A 1,994-nucleotide genomic window follows, 5' to 3' on the forward strand; every position below is an offset into this window, starting at 1 on the left:
GCCAATCCCGTTCCAGCCGATGCCAATGCTGCCGGGTGCCGAACGAGCCGGCGCTGATACTCCAGGAGCACCGACAGGCGGGTAGACCACCGTCACTGCGGCGCCATTGCTGTATTCGGTACACCCCACCGGATTACATGCACGGACACGATAGTTGAAGCTGCCTGCCGGCTTGCCACTGAATGCCTTGGATTGGCCCGCCGCATTGTGAACCTGCGTCCAGGCTCCGCCATTGGCACTCTCCTCCAGTTCAAAGCGTTCTGCGCCGGCAGAGGCCGACCAGCTGATGCTGTAGTTGCCGTTGAATGCAGTTGTCGGCACGCTCAGCACAGGCACTGCAGCCGGCGGCAGCTCGACGGCGACCGAGGCGGTGTTGCTCCACTCGCCACAGACCACGCGGCATCCGCGCACTCGGAACTGATAGGTGCCGGTGACCAGACCGCTACTGGTGAATGCCTGCGCCTCGCCGTCGAAAATCGTGCTCCAGTTGCCCCCTTGGGCGCGCTGCAGTTCGTAGCGGTTGGCGCCGCCGGCCGGACTCCACGTCAGGTTGACGCTGCCTTGGGTGATGTAGCCCGGAGCGCTCAGCGCCGGAGCACTGGGTGCAGCCTCGCCGTGCACCTGCGCCACCAGGCTGCCGGACAGGTACAGATAGTCCGTCTGCTTTCCCGTGCGCTCATTGCGCTGGAAACGCAGCACGCCGCCATTGTCATAGAACGAGTAGATCACGCCCGTTTCGCTGTTCCATGCTTTCACCCGGCGTCCATGCGCGTCGTACATATAGGCTTCCGTCGTTCCCACCGTACGCAGGCGGTTGCCGTAGTCGAAACCAAACGCCTGGCCATTGCGGATCGAAAGATTACCCTGCACGTCATAGCCGAGACCGACAACGGTCGCGCTGCTGCCAGTATCGACAACGTTGACCAGACGATTGGTCGGATCGAAATAATGCGTGCGATCCCGGCTGCCGACCTTGGCCCGGCGCAGGTTGTCCAGTGCGTCGTACTCATACAGCGCGTTGCCAAAGCCCGGCGCGGTAACCGAGCGCAGTCGATCCAGCCCGTCATAGGCCATGTCACGATTGCCTGGCGCACCCGGCAAGCCATCAGAGATGGCCATCACGTTGCCACCCGCATCGTAGTCGTAGCTGTCATCGAGCACTGCGGCCGCAGCGGTGGCATCGCGACTTCGGTCAGGAAGACCGCGAGCATTCTGGCTCATCGCATGGACAATGCCGTTGCCATATACGAAGCGCGCCAAGGCGCCGTTGGCAAAATAGCTGGCCTCCTTCGCATAGCCCCCCACCGATGTGGCGCGGCCGAGGGCGTCCGGGGCATAGCTGACGATGCGCCCGCCCGGGTAGGTGTTGCTGGCAAGCGCGCCGTTGCCATCGTAGCCATAGGCCAGGCTCAGATTGCCGAAGTCTGGATGTTGCAGCGTCTCGCTGCTGAGCAGACGACGATGGTTGTACTGGTAGCGATTGATGACCAGCGGACGGCCGGCATCGTTCTGCGTACTGATTTCTGCGGGCAGGCCATCTGGCGTATATGACCAGACCTGGTTGCCGCGGCCATCGGGGAAGGTCAGCGCCAGCAGTCGATTGGCAGCGTCATAGCTGCGCTGCACGGCGCGGCCAGTGGCGAGTGCTTCGCTGCGGTTGCAGTCTGCGGCGCTGGTCAGGCCCGTGCCGGCAGCCGACCACAGTACATTGCCGGCAGCGTCATAGTCCTGCACGGTCGCCCCGGTTTCCGGCTCGATGGTCTTGCAGAGTTGCTGGTAACCGTCATAGACATAACGGCGGGTCAGCGCTTGGCTGCCGTCGGCGCTGCTACGGGTAATCGCCAGCGGCTTGCCGAGAGCGTCGCGCTGGATCTCGGTCACTACCCCTTCTGGATGCTGCAGTATCAACGGCATCTCATAGGTGGGCTGGTCATAGGCCAGGTGCCGTGTTGTGGTCGACTGTCCGCGTGGATTGGTTACCTTCACCGACAGGT

At 63.1% G+C, this 1,994-nt stretch carries 1 pseudogene; it reads right to left on the reverse strand.

The annotated features are described in order from the left end of the window. Positions 1 to 1,881, reverse strand: a pseudogene (locus AC1VAN_RS20150) (wall-associated protein); the annotation flags it as partial. Positions 1,882 to 1,994 lie beyond the last annotated feature (113 nt).

It is taken from the genome of Stenotrophomonas sp. 05L44_2 (genome assembly GCF_056665995.1).